The sequence below is a fragment of the Comamonas sp. lk genome, assembly GCF_900564145.1.
GTDB lineage: Bacteria > Pseudomonadota > Gammaproteobacteria > Burkholderiales > Burkholderiaceae_C > Comamonas.
Genome location: NZ_UOOB01000001.1, coordinates 465372 through 479992 on the forward strand (window position 1 = coordinate 465372; position 14621 = coordinate 479992).

The 14621-nt window shown below is 63.8% G+C and carries 13 protein-coding genes; 8 read left to right on the forward strand and 5 right to left on the reverse strand.

Annotation, left to right across the window (positions count from 1 at the left end):
- Nucleotides 1-3 precede the first annotated feature (3 nt).
- From EAO39_RS02085 to EAO39_RS02095, 3 genes are read right to left on the reverse strand one after another with little or no spacing between them, the layout of a single operon-like run.
- The gene (locus EAO39_RS02085) at nt 4-756 is read right to left on the reverse strand and encodes an ABC transporter ATP-binding protein (protein WP_205589337.1); all 753 of its coding nucleotides are present in this window, start codon (nt 754-756) and stop codon (nt 4-6) included.
- A gap of 5 nt (nt 757-761) precedes the next feature.
- The gene (locus EAO39_RS02090; RefSeq protein ID WP_120965784.1) at nt 762-1913 is read right to left on the reverse strand and encodes an ABC transporter permease; all 1152 of its coding nucleotides are present in this window, start codon (nt 1911-1913) and stop codon (nt 762-764) included.
- Nucleotides 1910-3400 carry an efflux transporter outer membrane subunit gene (locus tag EAO39_RS02095; RefSeq protein ID WP_120965786.1) on the reverse strand — a complete coding sequence of 497 codons (1491 nt, stop codon included), beginning with the start codon at nt 3398-3400 and terminating at the stop codon, nt 1910-1912. Before EAO39_RS02095 ends, EAO39_RS02090 begins: the two co-directional genes overlap by 4 nt.
- 184 nt (nt 3401-3584) lie before the next feature.
- On the opposite strand from EAO39_RS02095, the gene EAO39_RS02100 reads away from it, so the two are divergent.
- From EAO39_RS02100 to EAO39_RS22865, 3 genes are read left to right on the forward strand one after another with little or no spacing between them, the layout of a single operon-like run.
- The gene (locus tag EAO39_RS02100) at nt 3585-4307 is read left to right on the forward strand and encodes a response regulator (RefSeq protein WP_120965788.1); all 723 of its coding nucleotides are present in this window, start codon (nt 3585-3587) and stop codon (nt 4305-4307) included.
- Nucleotides 4292-4726 (forward strand): HAMP domain-containing protein, encoded by a 435-nt coding sequence (locus EAO39_RS22860; protein ID WP_240466875.1) that lies wholly within the window; start codon nt 4292-4294, stop codon nt 4724-4726. The genes EAO39_RS02100 and EAO39_RS22860 overlap by 16 nt, the downstream gene beginning before the upstream one ends.
- Nucleotides 4714-5466, forward strand: a complete 753-nt coding sequence (locus EAO39_RS22865) for an ATP-binding protein (RefSeq protein WP_240466876.1) — start codon at nt 4714-4716, stop codon at nt 5464-5466. Before EAO39_RS22860 ends, EAO39_RS22865 begins: the two co-directional genes overlap by 13 nt.
- Before the next feature lie 87 nt (nt 5467-5553).
- On the opposite strand, the gene EAO39_RS02110 is transcribed toward EAO39_RS22865, so the two are convergent.
- Entirely contained in the window at nt 5554-6192 is a 639-nt protein-coding gene (locus EAO39_RS02110) for an MBL fold metallo-hydrolase (RefSeq protein ID WP_120965790.1), read from the reverse strand.
- 332 nt (nt 6193-6524) lie between these two features.
- Here EAO39_RS02110 and EAO39_RS02115 point away from each other — a divergent pair, with 332 nt between their 5' ends.
- Nucleotides 6525-8147, forward strand: a complete 1623-nt coding sequence (locus EAO39_RS02115) for a Re/Si-specific NAD(P)(+) transhydrogenase subunit alpha (RefSeq protein ID WP_120965792.1) — start codon at nt 6525-6527, stop codon at nt 8145-8147.
- 21 nt (nt 8148-8168) lie between these two features.
- Nucleotides 8169-9584 (forward strand): Re/Si-specific NAD(P)(+) transhydrogenase subunit beta, encoded by a 1416-nt coding sequence (gene pntB / locus EAO39_RS02120; RefSeq protein ID WP_120965794.1) that lies wholly within the window; start codon nt 8169-8171, stop codon nt 9582-9584.
- Between the two features lie 151 nt (nt 9585-9735).
- On the opposite strand, the gene EAO39_RS02125 is transcribed toward pntB, so the two are convergent.
- A complete protein-coding gene (locus EAO39_RS02125) occupies nt 9736-10314 on the reverse strand; it encodes a hypothetical protein (RefSeq protein WP_120965796.1) in 579 nt (192 codons plus the stop codon).
- Between the two features lie 168 nt (nt 10315-10482).
- On the opposite strand from EAO39_RS02125, the gene EAO39_RS02130 reads away from it, so the two are divergent.
- From EAO39_RS02130 to EAO39_RS02140, 3 genes are all read left to right on the forward strand, one after another.
- A complete protein-coding gene (locus EAO39_RS02130) occupies nt 10483-10986 on the forward strand; it encodes a sigma-70 family RNA polymerase sigma factor (RefSeq protein ID WP_120965798.1) in 504 nt (167 codons plus the stop codon).
- Between the two features lie 5 nt (nt 10987-10991).
- Nucleotides 10992-12005, forward strand: coding sequence for a FecR domain-containing protein (locus tag EAO39_RS02135; RefSeq protein ID WP_240466877.1), 1014 nt, complete (start codon nt 10992-10994; stop codon nt 12003-12005).
- 96 nt (nt 12006-12101) lie between these two features.
- Nucleotides 12102-14606, forward strand: coding sequence for a TonB-dependent receptor (locus EAO39_RS02140; protein ID WP_205589338.1), 2505 nt, complete (start codon nt 12102-12104; stop codon nt 14604-14606).
- Nucleotides 14607-14621 lie beyond the last annotated feature (15 nt).

Sequence of the window (14621 nt, forward strand, 5' to 3'; positions counted from 1 at the left end):
GGCTTATTCCTTGATGGGGCTGGACTGGCGCCAGTCGCTGCGTATGGCGCCGTCCTCCATGCCGAGCACGCGGTCTGCATGGCGCACCAGACGCGGATCGTGGCTGACGCACAGCACGGTGGTGCCGTGACTGCGGGCCGCGCGGTGCAGTATGTCGATGACGCGTTGGCCGCTCTCCGCATCCAGCGCGCTGGTCGGTTCGTCGGCAAACAAAAGCTGAGGCTCCTTGGCCATGGCACGGGCGATGGCGACGCGCTGCTTCTCGCCGCCAGAGAGTTCGGCCGGCCGCATATGGCTGCGGTGCGACAGTCCGACCTCATCCAGCGCCTGTTTGGCACGCTGCAGGCTTTGCTTGTCCTTGAGCCCCATATAGCCCAGCGGCAGCTGTATCTGCTCCAGCGCCGTGAGCGCGGGAAAAAGATTGAAGCCCTGGAACACAAAGCCGGTGTGGCGCAGACGAAATCTCTCCAGGGCCCGTTGCTTGAGCTTGGACAGGTCTTGCCCCAGGGCTGTGGCCTGGCCGCTGTCGGGCTGCTGCAGGCCTGACATCAGCGACAGCAGGGTGCTCTTGCCGCAGCCCGAGGGGCCGGAAATCAGGCTCAGCTCTCCCGGGTAGAGGCTGACCGAAAGGCCTTGCAGCACGCGCACCTGCACCACGCCAGACATGAATGACTTGCACAGCTGAACCGCCTCTAGGCTGGGTTGGGCGGTGGGTGCTGTCGGTGAAGAGCTGCGTTCTGCGGTCATGGATGGCATGGCGTTCAACGCAGCAAGGTGGCGGGATCGGCGCGCAGCAGGCTGCGCATGGCTCCGAGGCCGGAAAGCAGGGACAGGACGGCGACCAGAAAAGCGCAGCCCAGCACCGCCGAGACGGACAGGGCCACCGGGACTCGGTAGGCGGAGGCAATGCTCAAGAGAACGGCGCTGGCGAAAGCGGCCAGCACAAAGCCCAGACCGCCTATCCAGCAGGCCTGCTCTATCACCACGCGTCCCAACGCCCCACGGCTGACGCCCAGGGCGTTGAGCACCGCGTATTCCCGGGCCGAGCCTGCGACCACGGCCTTGAGTGACTGGCTGGTGACGATGGAGCCGACCAGGCAGACGATGATGGCCATGAACAGCACGCCGGCGCCGGCGCCGGTATCGAACATCCAGTAGCGCTGCGAGCGGCGGGCAAAGCTCTCGGCAGTCCAGGCCTCATGGGCGCCAAAGCTGCTGCGCTTGTCGCTCAATTTTTTTTGTACGGCTGCAGGCGAGACGCCGTTGCGCACGCTGGCCACAAAATAGGTGCTGCCATGGCGGGCCTCGCCGTCTGCGATTTCACGGGCCGAGGCCAGCGACGTGATCACATTCACGCCGCCCAGACCGCGCAGCCCATCCACGGCGGCGACTATGCGCACCGGGTGGTTGTTGATCCAGGCCGTGCCGCCTTCCTGGGTACCCAGCGTGCCCAGGTCGGCGCGATCCACGATGACCGTACCGGGCTCGCGCAAGCGCTGCCTGTGCCAGGGCGCCAGAATCTTGGTGAACATCAGGGCGTCATCCGCCGTGCTCACGCCAGAAAGATAGATGGAGACGCCGCCTTTGTTCGCGCTGGCTGCGGCGCTGTCGTGTGCACGCCAGTCGCCATCAATCCAGAGATAGGGCTCGACGGCCTGGATGTCCGGCTCCATGCGCAGGCGCATCTCCACATCGGCGCTGATATTGCGACCAAAGTTCACGCTTTGCGTGCCGGGGTAGCCCACCCAGATATCCGCAGACGAGGCGGTGACGTACACGGCAGCCGAACCGAAGATGCCCAGCACCAGCGCGGCCTGCATGGCCAGCAGCACGCCGGAGAAGCCCACGGCAAACACCGAGGGAACAAAGCGGCGCCATTCGTAAACCAGTGTTTTGCGGGCCAGGGCAATCATGGCTGCAGCCCCTTGGCAGGGCTTTGAGCCACGGTATCCAACGGCGCTCCGCCCAGGGCCTTGTAAAGCGTCACAAAGGCCAGCGCTTGCGTAAAGCCAGCCGTGTCGGTCTCGCTTTGCAGCTGAAGCAGGGAGCGTCGGGTCTCGAGAGTGGAGAGTTCGCTTTCCAGGCCCAGATTCTGGCGCACGGTCTGTGCCTGCTGGCGCTGCTGCAAGATGGACTGCGTGGCTTGCAGGCTTTGCCGGCGCTGCTCTTGTGCACCTATGGCGGCCAGCGAGGATTCCACGTCGGCGATGCCGTTGAGCACGCTCTGGCGATAGGCTTTCACGCTGGCCTGCAGTGCCAGTTCGCGGGCATCGGCCTGGGCGCGGCGTCGGCTCCAGTCAAACAGCGGAACATCAATCTGCGGGCCGAAGACGGGAAGCTTGTCCGAGGCCGCATTGCGGCGATTTTGCGTGATGTTGTACGAGTACAGGATGGAGCCTGTCAGCGTGAAACGTGGATACAGCGCCGCGCGTGTGATGCCCAGCTCTGCCGCCGCATGTTCTACCGCCGCCTCTGCGCTCTGTATGTCGGGCCGGGTACGCAGCAGATCAGCGGGGATGGCCGCTAGAGGCATGCCCGATATGGCAGGTGCGGCAGGCATGGCCGTGGTGGCATCTGCAGCTTGCAACCAGCGCGGATCGGGGCCTGAGCGGCCCAGCAGCGCGGCCAGACCGTGGGCAGAGCGTGCCTGCGCCTCCGTCAGCATCGCGGTCTGCCCGGCTGCGGCGGCGATTTGCAGCTGCTGTTGCTCTACGGCCTGCATGCTGCCCAGGCGCTGCGTCTGGCGTATCTGCAGCAATTGCAGCTGGCGCTGATCCAGGGCTTGCCGCTGCTGCAGCAGCGCTTGCTGGCGCTGGGCCTGGCGAATATCCAGGTAGCGGTGCACAACCTGGGCGACCAGGGCCACACGGGCGGCATGCAATTGGGCCTGGGCGTCCAGCACGTCGGCAGAAGCCGAGCGTGTCGCCGCCTCAGAGGCGCCGAACAGGCCCAGATCCCAGCTCACATCGACGCTGGCGTGAAAGTAGGAGTCCTGCGCTGCCACATCCTGCAGCGTGCGCACACCTGCGGAGACATTGGGTAGAAAGGCTGAGCCAGATACCTCGGACAGGCGCTTTTGCTGCTGCAGGCGCAACACGGCCTGGGCCACATCCAGGTTCTGGGCCAAAGCCTCGTCAACCAGGGCGTTGAGTTCAGTGTCGTTCCATGACTTCCACCAGTGCGCCAGGTCGGCGCCCGGCTTGGGGCTGACAGGCAGGGCTTGCTGCCAGTGTGCGGGCATGTCGGTGTTCAGCCTGACCGGCACGGGGGCAGAGCACCCTGCCAGCAGCACGAGGGTGCCAAGGCAGCAGGCGCTCAAGCGGCTAAGCGTGTGGGTTGGGGCTGGTTTCAACGGTGTGCGTCCATCTGGAACAGGGATGCAGAGACCCCAGGCCACCATTGAAGCCCTCAAAGCTGGAGCCTCATTGCAAGTTTTATGGAGAAAGTATGGAGATGCTGGTCGCCGCCAGCCCGGGCGGCTTGTCACCCCATAATGTGACAAAACACGACATCCGGGACGCGGCAATGCATCTGCATGGACGCGAAGATAGTGCCCGCTTCCGGGCATCTTCCGGTCTTTAGCTATGAACTCTTTTGCACAGCCTGCGGCAACGCCTCTGGTACTGGTGGTTGAGGACGAGCCCAGCATTGCCAGCATTTTGAACGCCTATCTGGAGCGCGACGGCTTGCGCGCCAGAGTGGCGCAGGACGGCGAGCAAGCCTTGCAGCTATTCAGACAGCTGCGGCCTGACCTGGTCCTGCTCGACATTCATCTGCCCAAGGTGGATGGCGTGGATGTGCTGCGTGAGATTCGCAACGAAGGGCAGGCGCCGGTCATCATGGTGACGGCCCTGGCCGATGATGTGGACAAGCTGCTGGCCTTGCGCATGGGGGCCGACGACTATGTGGTCAAGCCCTTTAATCCGCCGGAGGTTGTGGCCAGGGTGAGGGCCGTGCTGCGCCGCACCAAGACTCCCGCCGCCGCCGTGGCCGCGCCCCTGCGCGTGGGGCCGATCGAGATTGATAAGGAGGCGCACAGCGCTCTGATCTACGGGGATGACGGACTTGCCATACCGCTGTCGCTGACGCTGACCGAATTCCGTCTGCTGGCCTGCCTGGCAGCACAGCCGCGGCGCTGCTTCTCCCGCGCTTATCTGATCGAGAACTGCCTGCCCGAGAGCGATGCGCTGGAGCGTGTGATCGACTCTCACCTCTCCAAGCTGCGCAGAAAGCTGCAACTGGCAGGCCAGGACGGACTGATAGAGACGGTGCGCGGCATCGGTTACCGTCTATGGCCCTGGGACTGAACCGGATCTGGGTACGCTTCGGACTGTGGATTACTGCCACGGTGCTGGTGACGATTGGCGCGTTGACGGCCGGCGTGCTGCTGATTTCCGAGCTGCAGTACCGCGCGTTTTACAAGCACTTGCCGGATGCTGTGCGCACCGAACTGGACACGCTGACTGCCCAGGACCTGGACGACAGTCCGCGTGCCTTGCAGATCTACAGCGAGTACTGGGGCGGCGATCTTCACTTTGGCGAAAAGTGGTCGCTGCTGGTCGGCCTGGCCGTGAGCCTGCCTTTCGGGCTGGGCGTCGGCTTCTGGGTGTCCAGGCGCATCACGCGGCCGCTGGCCTCCATGGTGGAGGTTGCCAAGCGCATTGAAGCCGGCGATCTGGGTGCGCGTGCGGTCAAAAGCGATGCCCACGGCGAATGGCCGCGATGATAGACACGTTCAACGGCATGGTGGAGGCGCTGGAGACGCTGGAGAGCGAGCGCAAAGCCACGGCGGCCTCCATATCGCACGAGCTGCGCACGCCCTTGACCGTGCTACAGGTGCGATTGCACGCGCTGTGCGATGGCGTGATCGAGGTGAACTCGGCGGAGCTGCAGGTGCTGCTGGCGCAGACCGCGCATCTGGCGCGCCTGGTCGACGATCTGCATACCCTGTCCATGGCCGATGCCGGTCAGCTGTCCCTTAACCGGCAAAGACTGGACCTGGCGGATCTGGTCGGCGAAGTGGTTGAGCACATACATCCCCAGCTGCAGATGCAAGACATGACGTTGAACCTGGATCTGCCGGTGGAGCTGGGCGACGGGGCTGCCGATATCAATGCCGATGCCGATCGTATGCGCCAGATCGTCAACAACCTGATTGGCAATGTGCTGCGCCACGCCCGCGACGGCCGCTGGCTGGGAGTGAGCGTGACGACCGAGAGCAATGCCCGGGGCGAGGCGCAGGTAGTGCTGCGCATCAGCGACGCGGGGCCGGGCCTGCCCGCCGAGCTGCGCTCTCATCCTTTTCAGCGCTTTGCGCAAGCGCCTGGAAAGCGGCGCAAAGAGGGCTCGGGCCTGGGCTTGTCCATAGTCAAAGCGCTGACCACTTCACAAGGCGGCACGGTGGAGGCCGACACCTCGGAGCGTGGCGGCACCCGTTTCACCCTGCGCTTTCCCCCTATTCGCTAGCCTGCACCGGTGGCTTCAGGCGACGGTCCCGATTTGATAGCTTGAAGCGCTTTTTGAATATGGGGTTGAGCCGTATTTCTTTGCTATTCAGGTGCCGCTGACATAGGGGTTCACCTTGCGCTCGCGGCCGTAGCTGCTCTCGGGGCCGTGGCCGGGAATGAACACCGTCTGGTCGCCCATGGGCCACAGGCGCTGCACGATGGAGTCGATCAGTTGCTGATGGTTGCCCTGGGGGAAATCCGTGCGGCCTATGCTGCCGGCAAACAACACATCGCCTACAAAACAGCGGTCGATCTGCGGGGCGTGGAACACCACATGGCCTGGCGTGTGGCCCGGGCAATGGCGCACGTTCAAGGTTTCCTGGCCAATCGTCACCGTATCGCCGTCCTGCAGCCAGCGCGTGGGCTGGAAGGGATCGGCATGTGGAAAGCCAAACATCGCACTTTGCTGGGGCAGGCCGTCAATCCAGAACTGATCGCCTTCATGCGGGCCGATGATGGGCAGCTGGTGCTTGGCCGCCATTTCGCTGGTGCCGCCAGCGTGGTCTATGTGGGCGTGGGTGAGCCAGATGGCCTTGATCTGTAAGCCCAGGTGCTCGGCCTCCCATTCGATCTGCTCGATATCGCCGCCGGGGTCGATGACAGCGGCGTCCATGGTCTGGTCGCACCAAACTAGGGAGCAGTTTTGCTGGAAGGCGGTGACGGGTACGGTGTGGTATTGCAACATGGGTGACTTGTAATTTTTCCGTAAGTGAGTAGGCTTCGCGCCAAGCGAACCCCGCAAGCATGCCATGACAGACCATGGGCATCAAAAATGCCCGCCCGGACTTTAACGACATCCTCCATTTGCGCTAGTACAGATGTGTGTGCCCCAATTCGGTGCACGCTGCTACAAAATACCTGTGCTGCAAGGCAGTGGGCAGACGCTCTATCGAAGCGGCCCACCCCCCGGTTTTAAGATTTCAGGCCGTACGAAGCAGCTCTGCAGATTCGCAACCCACCTGGGGCGCTGGCGTTGGCCTGGAGTAAAAGATTTCAAACCTCCAGGAGACTTCTCTCATGTCTACCAACCCAAGCCAAACGTCGTCCGGCGCTGGCACCCAGCGCATCGGCGTGCCAAGGGAAACCTTCCCGCTGGAAAAGCGCGTGGCCACCGTGCCCGATGTGGTGGAAAAGCTCATCAAGCTGGGCTTTAGCGTGTCGGTCCAAGCCGGTGCCGGCGACGCCGCCAACTGCAGCGACGAGGCCTACCGTGCAGCGGGTGCCGAAGTGCTGCCCGATGCGGCGGCCATCTGGGCCAGCTGCGACATCATCTTCAAGGTGCGTCCACCAACCCAAGAAGAAGTAGCGCAGATGCGCGAAGGCCAGGTGCTGATCGACTTCATCTGGCCGGCCCAGAACCCCGAGCTGATGCAGCAGCTGGCCGCCAAGAAGGTGACGGTGCTGGCCATTGACTCGCTGCCGCGCACGCTCTCGCGCGCCCAGAAGATGGATGCGCTGACCTCCATGGCCGGCGTCAGCGGCTACCGCGCCGTGATCGAGGCGGCCAATGCTTTCGGCCGCTATTTCAACGGCCAGATCACGGCCGCAGGCAAGGTGCAGCCAGCCAAGGTCTTCATTGCCGGTGCCGGTGTGGCCGGCCTGTCGGCCATCGGCACGGCAGCCAGCCTGGGTGCCATCGTGCGCGCCAACGATACGCGCGCCGAGGTGGCCGATCAGGTCACTTCGCTGGGCGGCGAGTTCGTCAAGGTCGATTACGAGGAAGAAGGCTCGGGCGGCGGCGGCTACGCCAAGGTCATGAGCGAAGGCTTTCAGGCCGCGCAGCGCGCTATGTACGCCCAGCAGGCCAAGGAGGTGGACATCATCATCACCACGGCCCTGATTCCCGGCAAGCCCGCGCCCAAGCTGATCACGGCCGAGATGGTGCAGAGCATGAAGCCCGGCAGCGTGATCGTGGACATGGCAGCCGAACAAGGCGGCAACTGCGAGCTGACCGTGCCCGGCGAGGCCGTGGTGCGCCATGACGTGACCATTGTGGGCTACACCGACCTGGCTTCGCGCCTGGCCAAGCAGTCCTCCACCTTGTACGCCACCAATCTGCTGCGCCTGACCGAAGAACTGTGCAAGGCCAAGGACGGCGTGGCCCTGGTGAACATGGAAGACGATGCGATTCGCGGTCTGACCGTGGTCAAGAACGGTGAAATCACCTGGCCGGCCCCGCCGCTGGCGCAGGTGGCCAAGCCGGCCGCCAAGCCTGCCGAAGCCCCCGTGGTGCAAAAGAAGAGCGGCCACGGTCATGGTGCCAGCGGACCGCTGCCGGCCAAGACGCTGGCCATCATCTTTGCCGTGGCGGCCCTGGCCTTCTGGTTTATTGGCGCTTACGCGCCTGCAGCCTTCCTGGGGCACTTCACGGTCTTCGTGCTGGCCTGCTTCATAGGCTATATGGTGGTGTGGAACGTGACGCCCGCCCTGCACACGCCGCTGATGAGCGTGACCAATGCCATCTCCAGCATCATCGCCATTGGCGCGCTGGTGCAGATTGCTCCGCCCGATGGAGCTGCCGGAGGCCGTCCTGATGAGCTGATCCGCTGGCTGGCGTTTGCCGCCGTGGTGCTGACGGCCGTCAACATGTTTGGCGGCTTTGCCGTCACGCGCCGCATGCTGGCCATGTTCCAGAAATAAGAACAACGAGAGAGAAAAACCATGTCCCAAAGTCTCGCAACGGTGGCCTATCTGGGTGCCGCCATTTTGTTCATTCTCAGTCTGGGTGGCTTGTCCAATCCTGAAACCTCGCGCCGTGGCAATCTGTTCGGCATGATTGGCATGGCGCTGGCCGTGCTGGCCACGGTGTTCGGTCCGCGTGTCGGTCCCAACGGCATGGCCTGGATCGTGGGCGCACTGGTCGTTGGCGGCGGTATCGGCCTGTATGCGGCCAAGGTCGTGAAGATGACCCAGATGCCCGAGCTGGTGGCCCTGATGCACAGCCTGGTGGGCCTGGCAGCCTGTCTGGTGGGCTTTGCCAGCTATGTCGATACCTCCATCGAACTGGCCGGCGCCGAAAAAGCCATTCACGAGGTGGAAATCTATGTCGGCATCCTGATTGGCGCCGTCACCTTCTCGGGCTCGCTGATTGCCTTTGGCAAGCTCAACGGCAAGATCGGCGGCAAGCCGCTGCTGCTGCCGGCACGCCATTGGCTCAATCTGGTGGCCTTGCTGGTGGTGATCTGGTTTGGTCGCGAGTTCCTGCGTGCTGAAACCGTGGCCGACGGCATGCTGCCGCTGATGGTGATGACGGCGATTGCCCTGCTGTTTGGCGTGCACATGGTGATGGCCATTGGCGGTGCCGACATGCCGGTGGTGGTCTCCATGCTCAACAGCTACTCGGGCTGGGCCGCTGCGGCCACGGGCTTCATGCTGGGCAACGATTTGCTGATCGTGACCGGAGCCCTGGTGGGTTCTTCGGGTGCGATTCTGAGCTACATCATGTGCCAGGCCATGAACCGCAACTTCATCAGCGTGATTGCCGGTGGTTTTGGTTCGGGCGCACCGGCCAAGAAGCCTGCGGACGGCGCTGCCGCCGAGCCCCAAGGCGAAGTGACGCCGGTCAGCGCCGCCGAGACGGCCGAGATGCTGCGCGACGCCAAGAGCGTCATCATCGTGCCCGGCTATGGCATGGCGGTGGCCCAGGCCCAGCACACGGTCAACGAAATCACCAAGACCTTGCGCGACAAGGGCGTGAACGTGCGTTTTGCCATCCACCCGGTGGCGGGTCGCATGCCCGGCCACATGAACGTGTTGCTGGCCGAGGCCAAAGTGCCTTACGACATCGTGATGGAGATGGACGAGGTCAACGATGACTTCCCCGAAGCCGATGTGGCCATGGTCATCGGTGCCAACGACATCGTGAACCCTGCGGCCCAGGACGACCCGACCAGCCCCATCGCCGGCATGCCGGTGCTGGAGGTGTGGAAGGGCAAGACCTCCATCGTGATGAAGCGCTCCATGGCCTCGGGCTATGCCGGTGTGGACAATCCGCTGTTCTACAAGGAAAACAACCGCATGCTGTTTGGCGATGCCAAGAAGATGCTCGATGAGGTGCTGGTGGCACTGAAGAGCTGATCTGCCGGCTTGAAAGCGCCTGTGATTTGCGTCACAGGCGCTTTTTTTATGCTCTTTTAAAAAGAGCGGCTAGCGCTTTCATTGGCTTGGTTTCGGATTTTTTATGCCCTGAAATTTAGACAGCTAAAGCGCTAACTGCTCCTGTATTGAATTACCAATCCAGGGGCGAATCGCTGCTGGGAAAAGTGGGAACCGGGCATTTGCCGCTGCGCGATGAGCTCGCGTAATCAAAGCGGTAGGCCATTTCCGAACCATCGCGGCAGGGCAGACCGCCGTACAAGCGCGCATAGGTGGCGCGCGCGCCGCTGCTGGAGCGATAGCTTTCTTCGGCCTTGAAGACCAGTTTGCCCTCCTGTTCCTGCACCCGCAGCGTGCCGAACGAGGCGTTGTTGGGCGTCTCGTAATCGATGAGTATGTCCGGCCCCTGCATGCCCAGCTGGGAGATGATGAGGAAGTTGGCGCGCTGCTCGGCCACCAACTGCTCCTGGCTCAGCAAGCGCATGCCGGCCACGGATTGCAGCCTGGATTTGAGGGGCAAGGCCTTGCCTTCGAGCAGCACGATGGCCGCATCGCCGCCTGGCGCATCGCGCAAGACCTTGGCCAGGCGCTGGGTCAGCGCTTCCACCAGCTCCTGCGTGCTGTAGTCCGAGGCGTTGCGCGCATGGGCTGCGGGCAGCCAGGCGGCAGCACACAACAGGCCTGAAACCAGCAAGCGTCGAAAACCGGGCATGGGTGCACTCCAAAAGCATCAAGCTGCATATCGTAGCCAGCGCCCGAGAGCGTGCCATCGGTTCAAGCACTCACCATGGCCGCAGATGCAAAGTCAGACAATTCTTTATAATGAGAATAGTTTGCATTTGCATTGTGTGCGAGGGAGCTATTTCCTCAGCGCCTTCCCATGTCCGACCATCCACCCGCCAGCCACCCGCTAGTCCAGGCCTTTTATGCCGCTCACCATGGTTGGCTGCAGGGCTGGCTGCGCAAAAAACTGGGCAATGCCTTTGATGCGGCGGATCTGGCGCAGGACACGTTTGTGCGCTTGCTGGGTTCGGCTGAACTCGAGCGGGTGCAAGAGCCGCGCGCCTACCTGACCACCGTGGCGCGCAATCTGCTGATCAACCATGTGCGCCGCCGCGCCATCGAGCAGGCCTACCTCGATGCGCTGGCCCTGATGCCCGAGCCCGTGGCACCGCCACCCGAGGTCAGGCTGATGCTGCTGGAGACCTTGGTCGAGATCGATAGGCGGCTCAGCGGCCTGCCGGTGCAGGCCAAGCAGGCCTTTCTGCTGGCACAGCTAGAAGGGCTGGGCCAGGCCGCCATTGCAGCGGAGCTGGGCATTTCGGTATCGACGGTCAAGCGCCATCTGACCAAGGCGGCGATGTGCTGCTTTTTTCCGCAATAGCCGCGATGACAGACATGCATTTCCCCGGCAGTACCGACAAGGTCGAACCCGCCATTGCGCGGCAAGCGGTGCAGTGGTGGATGGAGTTGCGCTCCGGCCAAGCCAGTGCCGCGCAGCGCAGCGCCTGGGAGCGCTGGCGTGCCGCCGAACCTGCGCATGAAGCGGCCTGGCAGCGCATCGAATGCGTCGCAGGCCAGCTGGCGGCGATTCCTTCGCCTCTGGCCAAGGCGGCCTTGAGTGCTGCACCCCAATCCAGGCAGCGCCGCCGCAGCCTGCAGCTGCTGACGCTGCTGGTCATCGGCAACGCCAGCGTGCTGCTGGCAAGCCGGACTGCCTCGTGGCAGGCCTGGAATGCCGACCATGTGGCAGCCGTAGGCGAGCGGCCCTCGTGGGTACTGCCCGATGGCGGGCGGGTGAGCCTCAACTCCGGCAGCGCCATCAATCTGCGTTTCGATGCCGAACGCCGCGTGCTGCAGCTGGTGCGCGGCGAAATCCTGGTACAGACCGCCAAGGACGCGCTGCAGCGCCCTTTTTTGGTGGAAACCAGCGCCGGTACGGTGCGCGCACTCGGCACGCGCTTCACGGTGCGCGAGCACAGCGATGCGTCGGTCGAGGTCGGCGTGCTGCAGGGGGCGGTAGAGTTGCGCGCCATCGATGCGCCGGCGCAGCTGCGCGTGCTGCAGGCCGGCGAGGCTGCGCGCTTCACGCACACGCAGGTCGAGGCGGCAACGCCGCTGGACGTCAATGCCGGCGCCTGGGTCGACGGCATGCTTGTGGTTGCGCAGATGCGGCTGGACGACTTTCTGGCCGAGTTGGCGCGGCACCGCCGGGGCCGCCTGGGCTGCGATCCCGCCATTGCCGGCCTGCAGGTCTCGGGCGCCTATCCGCTGGCGGATACCGACCGCGTGCTGGCCGCGCTGAGCTCGGCCTTGCCGGTTGAAGTCCACACCTACACGCGCCTCTGGGTCAGCGTGAAGCCGCGCCGCACCGGTGTCTGGGCGCATGGCAAAAAAATATGAGCTGATTTGCGCAGATGACTGTCAAGCAAGAGAAGGGCGCGCATGCCGCGCCGCGTTTCCTCACTTTTGACAGCTTATCTCCTCGAAAACAACTTCATGCTTGCACATTCTTGCTACTCCATGGTTCCGTCCACTGCCCGCCTGCGTCCGCTGGCGCTGGCCACAATGATCGTGACCGGCGCGGTCATGCCCCAGCTATCGCTGGCCCAGACCGAGGCCGCATCTGCGTCTGCGCCCGCGTCGCAGCTGCAGCGCTTCGAGATCCCTGCCGGCCCGCTGGAGACCGTGCTCAACCGGCTCGGGCGCGATGCTGGCGTGCTGATCAGTTTTGAATCCAGGATCGCCCAAGGCATTGCCAGCCGTGGCGTCAGCGGCAAGCTGAGCATAGAGGGCGCACTGGCCCAGGCCTTGGAGGGCTCGGGCCTGGGCGCCGTTCGCTCGGCCGGCGACGGCTATGCACTGCGCGTGCTGCCGGCATCGGTGTCGGTGTCGGGCGGCGGGGCGACACCGTCGTTGCCCGATGTGACGGTCACGGCCGATGCCCTGCGCAGCCCGCGCACGGACGGCACGGGCCGCTACACGGCGGGGCCATCGTCGATGTCTGCCGGGTTTTCGCTATCGCAGCGCGACACGCCGCAGAGCGTGACCGTGGTCACACGCCAGCAAATGGACGACCAGGGCAGCACCAGCGTGGCCGATGTGATGAGTCAGAGCGCGGGCATCACCGTGCAGAACTACGACAGCGACCGCTGGAGCTTCAGCGCGCGCGGCTTTTCCATCACCAACTTCCAGTACGACGGGGTTTCCAAGGACTATGACGGCGTCTACGACTGGGGCGCGACCAACGGCGACCTGACGATTTACGACCGTGTCGAGATACTCAAGGGCGCGACCGGCCTGATGAGCGGCACGGGCGACCCCTCGGCTACCGTGAACTTTGTGCGCAAACGCCCCACCGAGACCTTTGCCGGATCGCTCTCGGGCACCGTGGGTTCGTGGAACAAAGGCCGTGGCGAAATCGATGTCTCCGGCCCGCTCAACCACAGTGGCAGCGTGCGCGGACGCTTCGTGGGCGCCTACCAGGATCAGGAGTCGTTCCAGGACCGCTATCGCCAGAAGAAAAGCGTGGCCTATGGCGTGATCGAAGCCGACCTCACGCGCGATACCTTGCTAACCCTGGGTCTGGACGCGCAGAAAACCGACCCGCGCGGCGCGACCTGGACCGGCTTTCCGATTTTCAACAGCGACGGCAGCCGCACCGACTTCAGCCGTTCCTTCAATCCGGCGACTAGCTGGAGCCGGCGCGAGACCCAGACGCGCAATCTGTTTGCCACGCTGGAGCAGCGCCTGGCAGGCGACTGGCGCTTCAAGCTCGATGTGAACCATCAAAAGAGCCGGCACCGCTCGCTGCTGGGCTCGGCCAGCGGCGGCAATCCCGATGCGGTGACGGGTGAAGGCATGTACCTGTTCTCCGGCGATTTTCGTGGCGACCGTACGCAGAACACCGTCAACGCCAGCCTCAACGGCAGCTACACGCTGGGCGGGCGCAAGCACGAGCTGATGTTGGGCACGATGTGGTCGGATACCCGCACCGACGGCCCCTGGTCCGAGTCGCTCTACCCCATGCTCAGCGGCAGCATCTTCAACTGGAATGGCGAGTTCGCGCAGCCGGCTTATCCCCCGATTGCCTCTTACGAAGATAAGCGTCGTCAAAGCGGTTTCTACGCTGCCACGCGGCTTCGCCCTACCGATGCGCTATCGGTGATTCTGGGCGCACGCGTGAGCCGCGTGGTGGCTAACGACCAGCGGGTCTACAACGATGGCATCACGCCCGCGCTGACCAGCGATATGCGCGAGACCGGCGTGGTCACGCCCTATGCCGGCGTGGTCTACGACCTCAACGAGACCTACTCGGTATACGGCAGCTACACCAGCATCTTCTCGCCGCAGTCGGCCAAGGATGTGAACCGGCAGTTTCTGCCCGCCATCGAAGGCCGCAGCCTGGAGCTGGGCGTCAAGGGCGAGTACCTGGACGGCCGGCTCAACGCCAGTCTGGCCGCTTTCCAGATCCAGCAGGACAATGTGGCGGAGTATGTGGACTTCGTTGACGGCGCCTCCGTCTATCGCGCTGTCAAAGGTGTGAGCAGCAAGGGCATAGAGGCCGAGCTCAACGGCGAGATTGCCTCCGGCTGGAATCTGCAGGCCGGCTATGCCTACAACCATGTACGCGATGCCAAGGGCGAGCGCGTCTTCGGCGCAACGCTGATGGCCAGCCAGCCCGAGCATGTGCTGCGTCTGTCCACCAGCTACCGCCTGCCCGGTGCCTGGCAGGCCCTGACCATAGGCGGCGGCGTGAGCTGGCAGAGCGCGTTCTACGGCAAGGTCTGGCATCCGGTGGCGCAGGACTATGCGCAGATCAAGCAGAAAGGCTATGCGCTGGTCGGCCTGATGGCGCGCTACCAAATCAACAAGTCGTTGTCGGCCACGCTCAATGTGCACAACCTGTTTGACCAGAAGTACTACTCGGGTCTGGGCTTGTTCGAGACCGGCTTTTACGGCGCACCGCGCAATGCAACGCTGACCATGCGCTACCAGTTCTGAAGCCCTGTTGTCACG

Coding starts and splice junctions, on each gene's coding strand:
- EAO39_RS02085 (WP_205589337.1), bottom strand. CDS start 756: ATGCCATCCATGACCGCAGAACGCAGCTCTTCACCGACAGCACCCACC.
- EAO39_RS02090 (WP_120965784.1), bottom strand. CDS start 1,913: ATGATTGCCCTGGCCCGCAAAACACTGGTTTACGAATGGCGCCGCTTT.
- EAO39_RS02095 (WP_120965786.1), bottom strand. CDS start 3,400: ATGGTGGCCTGGGGTCTCTGCATCCCTGTTCCAGATGGACGCACACCG.
- EAO39_RS02100 (WP_120965788.1), top strand. CDS start 3,585: ATGAACTCTTTTGCACAGCCTGCGGCAACGCCTCTGGTACTGGTGGTT.
- EAO39_RS22860 (WP_240466875.1), top strand. CDS start 4,292: ATGGCCCTGGGACTGAACCGGATCTGGGTACGCTTCGGACTGTGGATT.
- EAO39_RS22865 (WP_240466876.1), top strand. CDS start 4,714: ATGGCCGCGATGATAGACACGTTCAACGGCATGGTGGAGGCGCTGGAG.
- EAO39_RS02110 (WP_120965790.1), bottom strand. CDS start 6,192: ATGTTGCAATACCACACCGTACCCGTCACCGCCTTCCAGCAAAACTGC.
- EAO39_RS02115 (WP_120965792.1), top strand. CDS start 6,525: ATGTCTACCAACCCAAGCCAAACGTCGTCCGGCGCTGGCACCCAGCGC.
- pntB (WP_120965794.1), top strand. CDS start 8,169: ATGTCCCAAAGTCTCGCAACGGTGGCCTATCTGGGTGCCGCCATTTTG.
- EAO39_RS02125 (WP_120965796.1), bottom strand. CDS start 10,314: ATGCCCGGTTTTCGACGCTTGCTGGTTTCAGGCCTGTTGTGTGCTGCC.
- EAO39_RS02130 (WP_120965798.1), top strand. CDS start 10,483: ATGTCCGACCATCCACCCGCCAGCCACCCGCTAGTCCAGGCCTTTTAT.
- EAO39_RS02135 (WP_240466877.1), top strand. CDS start 10,992: ATGACAGACATGCATTTCCCCGGCAGTACCGACAAGGTCGAACCCGCC.
- EAO39_RS02140 (WP_205589338.1), top strand. CDS start 12,102: ATGCTTGCACATTCTTGCTACTCCATGGTTCCGTCCACTGCCCGCCTG.